Source organism: Eudoraea sp., assembly GCF_049665975.1.
Taxonomy (GTDB): domain Bacteria; phylum Bacteroidota; class Bacteroidia; order Flavobacteriales; family Flavobacteriaceae; genus Eudoraea.
Genome location: NZ_JBATGR010000441.1, coordinates 1 through 4,903, shown reverse-complemented (window position 1 = coordinate 4,903; position 4,903 = coordinate 1). Strand labels below are relative to the sequence as shown.

4 protein-coding genes are annotated in these 4,903 nt (G+C 38.9%); 3 read left to right on the top strand and 1 reads right to left on the bottom strand.

What is annotated here, in order from left to right; genetic code table 11:
* From WBN20_RS14400 to WBN20_RS14390, 3 genes are all read left to right on the top strand, one after another.
* A partial coding sequence (locus WBN20_RS14400; RefSeq protein WP_424282189.1) for a GMC family oxidoreductase occupies positions 1-755 on the top strand: 755 nt, incomplete at its 5' end.
* Positions 755-1,402, top strand: a complete 648-nt coding sequence (locus WBN20_RS14395) for a gluconate 2-dehydrogenase subunit 3 family protein (protein ID WP_424271387.1) — start codon at positions 755-757, stop codon at positions 1,400-1,402. The genes WBN20_RS14400 and WBN20_RS14395, both read left to right, overlap by 1 nt.
* 8 nt (positions 1,403-1,410) lie before the next feature.
* Positions 1,411-2,331, top strand: a complete 921-nt coding sequence (locus WBN20_RS14390; protein WP_424275074.1) for a hydroxypyruvate isomerase family protein — start codon at positions 1,411-1,413, stop codon at positions 2,329-2,331.
* Between the two features lie 635 nt (positions 2,332-2,966).
* Here WBN20_RS14390 and WBN20_RS14385 read toward each other — a convergent pair.
* Positions 2,967-4,903 (bottom strand): ribonucleoside-diphosphate reductase subunit alpha (locus WBN20_RS14385; protein ID WP_424282188.1); only part of this gene is annotated, 1,937 nt, incomplete at its 5' end.

Sequence of the window (4,903 nt, the reverse complement as noted above, 5' to 3'; positions counted from 1 at the left end):
CGGATCGGTTCCCCAACGGAAGGGGTACTGATTCTGATCAGTTAGGCAGAAATAGTATGGACCATCATCTGGGGGTAGGCGCCGTAGGAAAATATGACGGTTATGAAGACAAATTTTACAAGGGAAGAAAACCTAATGGAATCTATGTGCCGCGCTTCCGGAATATAGGAGGTGATTCCAATGTAGATGCTTTTAAACGTGGATATGGCTATCAGGGAAGCGGCAGCAGAAGTAACTGGGATGAGGCGGTTTCTGAATTGTCTCATGGTAAAGACCTAAAAGAAGCTATACTTAAGCCGGGGGGCTGGAACTTTGGGATGAGTGGTTTTGGAGAAGTCTTACCCTACCAAGATAACAGGATGACATTAGACTATGACAAATTAGATGGTTGGGGATTACCAACAGTAACGTTTGATGCAGAGTTCAAGGAAAACGAGTGGAAGATGCGGGAAGATATGAAAGAACAGGCCTATGAAATGCTGACAAAAGCCGGACTTCGGGATGTTGAAGCTTTTGACAGGCCGGGAGCACTTGGTTTAGGAATTCATGAAATGGGAACCGCAAGGATGGGCCGAGACCCAAAAACTTCCGTAGTTAACGGATATAACCAGGTACATACTGTTAAAAATGTATATGTTACAGATGGGGCATTTATGACCTCAGCGGCCTGTGTAAACCCTTCATTGACCTATATGGCTTTCACGGCCAGGGCAGCGGACCATGCTGCCGAACAACTTAAAAAAGGATTATTATAATGGATAGAAGAGTAGCATTAAAAAATATGGGGTTGGCGCTGGGATATACTGTGGCCACTCCTACACTATTTAGCCTTGTTCAGGGATGTAAAAATGTAGAAACAGTTAACTGGACTCCTGACTTTTTTACCAAAGAACAGGGCAACGTACTTCATAAACTAGTTGATATCATCCTTCCGAAAACGGACACGCCTTCTGCTTCGGAAGTTAATGTGCATATTTTCATAGATCGTTTTATTAACGAGATCATGGAAGATGTAGAACAAAGCATAACAAAATTATCTTTTGAAAAATTTATTGCGAAAGCCCTTAAAGATTCAGGGAAAGACGAAGCGAATGATTTAACTTCTGAAGACCTGGAACCCGTCTTGGCAGAAGCTCTTCAATTAAGTGAGGAAGAGGAGATCTTGAATGAGGAACTGGTTATTAAAAATCCCTCAGCCATGATTAAAGGGGAAAATGATGCGGTATCAGATGAACCAGTTAGTTATAACTTTGCGAAGAATATTCGGGATATGACAATTTGGGGATACAAAACATCGGAATACATTGGAGAAGAAGTGCTCGCATACTTGCCGGTACCCGGAGAATATATAGGTTGTGGAGATGTAAATGAACTCACAGGGGGTAAAGATTGGTCCCTTTAACTTATTAATTGAAAAGAAGAAGTTTTATAACTAAATCAGCTTGCACCGCAAGTGCCCTGTCTCTGACAGGGTTTTCCGCATTAGGTGCCATTTCTAAAACACCTTTAAAGCATACCTTTCATCTGAAATATGCGCCTCATCTTGGAATGTTTAAACATAGTGCTGGTGAGGACCCAATAGCACAGCTAAATTTCATGGCAGATCAGGGTTTTACTGCTTTTGAGGACAACGAAATGATGCAGCGTTCAATTGCTTTACAGGAAGAAATAGCTAAAACCATGGCAGTCCGGAACATTGAAATGGGTGTTTTTGTTGCGCATAAAATTTATTGGACAGAACCAAATCTTGCTTCAGGGGATACGGAGAAACGGGAAGAGTTCTTAGACTATATTAAAAAAGCCATTATTGTAGCCAAACGCGTAAATGCGAAATGGATGACTGTTGTTCCCGGACATGTAGACCTGGGCTTATCTATGGGATACCAAACCGCCCATGTTGTTGAATCCCTGAAACAAGCCAGTGCCTTATTAGAGCCACATAATTTAACAATGGTACTGGAACCTTTAAACTTCCGAAACCATCCCGGCTTATTTCTTACAGGCTCTCCTCAGGCCTATGAAATTTGTAAGGCGGTTAATTCTCCTTCATGCAAAATACTTTTTGACATTTATCATCAACAAATCCAGGAGGGTAACCTAATTCCTAATATTGAGGCCTGCTGGGATGAAATTGCTTATTTTCAAATTGGGGATAACCCTGGCAGAAATGAACCTAACACGGGAGAAATAAATTTTAAAAACATTTTTAAGTTCATTCACCAAAAAGGGTTTAATGGAGTTATGGGGATGGAACATGGGAATTCTCTTCCGGATAAGAGCGGAGAATTAGCTGTAATAAATGCTTATAAATTAGTGGATACTTTTATTTAAACTTTCCTCTTCTTTTGATATTTTCTTAAACTCCACACCAGGGGTAAGCCTTTCTAATCCAAGAAATATAGAAATTGGATCTCTTTTAGCAATTAAATTATTGATTTAATATTTTTTATATCTTTTTTTTACAATTTGGTAATCTTTATTTGATTTTGATGCGTATATAATATTGTTGCCAGCTTTTATAATCTATTACATGGACAATTACTTTATTATTTTATTGATTTACACAGCATTGATTATCTTATCCTATAATGTTGTGAGACCTAGTTTCAAAAAATAGAAAAAAGCCCTATTCGGCTATTTTTAAATGGGCTTAGAAGGGTAACTTACCCCTAAAAATAACTATCCTTTAATTTATCAGAGTATTATTTCAGATTGTTTGATCTGGCTATTCTACACTATTCATTTTGATATCCTGATTATTCTATATACCAGGAATCAGAAGCAAATCTATTTCCCTAAATAATTACGTAAAACCCGAACTAACAAAACATAAAAAAACACCTGCTGATAGGTCTGGAATATGGGGTGGACCTACCCGAGGTGTTTTTTAATCAATAAACACTATTTACACTATAACTGAAACGATATAGTATAGTCAGCCAATTGCATTTCAGTATAGGTTACGTTCATGAACCGCACATCAGACAATCATCATCTGCCATTCCTTCTTTGGAACGTGCGATCAATTCTTTCATTTCAGCTTGTGACATTGGTTCTACATCTGTTCCCTCTTGCTTAACAGGTGTGGTTTCAACCGGCAATGCTACTGCAGCTTCCGGTGTAGCAGCAGCAACTTCGGCCTCTGCGGCTACGCTAATTGGGATCTCTTTTTTCTTAGTGTTATCCAAAGTAAACTTAATAGCATCTACCGCAGCCTTTGTGCGCAGGTAATACATTCCTGTTTTAAGACCACTCTTCCAGGCATAAAAATGCATAGAAGTTAGTTTTCCATAGTTGGCATTCTCCATAAAGAGGTTTAAAGATTGGCTCTGGTCAATGAAATAGCCACGTTGTCTGGACATATCAATAATGTCTTTCATACTCAATTCCCAAACGGTTTTATAAAGCTCTTTAATATCCTCCGGAATATTATCAATATGTTGAATAGACCCATTGGCACGCATCAATTCCTGTTTGAGGTTTTCATTCCATAGCCCCAGTTTAACAAGGTCTTCCAACAGATGTTTATTCACAACAATAAATTCACCCGAAAGTACTCTTCTAGTATAAATATTAGACGTGTAGGGTTCAAAACACTCATTATTACCCAAGATTTGTGAAGTAGAAGCGGTAGGCATTGGCGCAACTAAAAGAGAATTACGTACTCCATGCTTTTTTATTTTCTTACGTAATTTGTCCCAATCCCATCTGCCGGATAATTCTTCGTCCTGGATACCCCAAAGGTTGTGCTGAAATTGACCCTGAGAAATAGGCGATCCTTCGTAAGTTGAATAGGCTCCTTCCTCTATTGACTGTTCCATAGAAGCAGTAACCGCAGCATAGTAAAGCGTTTCAAAAATTTCCTGATTTAGTTTCTTGGCTTCATCACTTGTAAAAGGTAAGCGCAACATTATAAAAGCATCTGCTAAACCTTGTACACCTAAACCTATAGGCCGGTGACGCATATTTGAATTTTTAGCCTCTTCAACCGGGTAATAGTTTCGATCAATTACTCTATTGAGGTTTTTGGTTACCTGTTTAGTAACCCTAAATAGTTCCTTATGGTCAAACTCTCCATTTTTAATAAACATGGGTAATGCAATAGATGCGAGGTTACATACCGCAACTTCATCTGGCGAAGTATACTCCATAATTTCTGTGCACAAATTAGAAGATCGGATGGTCCCTAAATTCTTTTGATTGCTCTTCCTATTCGCCGCATCTTTATACAACATATAAGGTGTTCCAGTCTCTATCTGTGATTCAAGGATTTTTTCCCATAATTCCCGTGCCCTTATTGTTTTTCTGCCTTTTCCAGCCGCTTCATAACCCGTGTATATTGTTTCAAATTCCTCACTGTGATTGGTGAATAAGCCAGGGCATTCATTCGGACACATTAACGTCCATTCCGCATCTGCTTCTACTCTTTTCATAAAAAGATCGGGTACCCACATAGCATAGAACAAGTCTCTTGCCCTCATTTCTTCTTTCCCATGATTCTTCTTAAGATCTAAAAAATCAAAAATATCAGCATGCCATGGTTCTACATAAATAGCAAAGCTCCCCTTGCGCTTTCCACCTCCCTGGTCAACATAACGGGCTGTATCGTTAAACACTTGTAACATGGGTACTATTCCATTAGATGTGCCATTTGTTCCAGCTATATAAGATCCTGTTGCTCGTACATTGTGTATTGACAAGCCTATACCACCAGCAGATTGAGAAATTTTAGCGGTTTGCTTTAACGTATCATAAATACCATCTATACTGTCATCCTTCATAGCCAGTAAGAAACATGAAGACATTTGTGGTTTAGGAGTACCTGAATTGAATAATGTAGGAGTTGCGTGTGTAAAGTACTTCTTAGACATGAGCTCATAAGTCTCTTTTGCCGATTCCAAAT

What these genes read in the sequence shown, in the direction of transcription:
- WBN20_RS14395 (WP_424271387.1), top strand. Translation starts at nt 755, where the DNA reads ATGGATAGAAGAGTAGCATTAAAAAATATGGGGTTGGCGCTGGGATAT.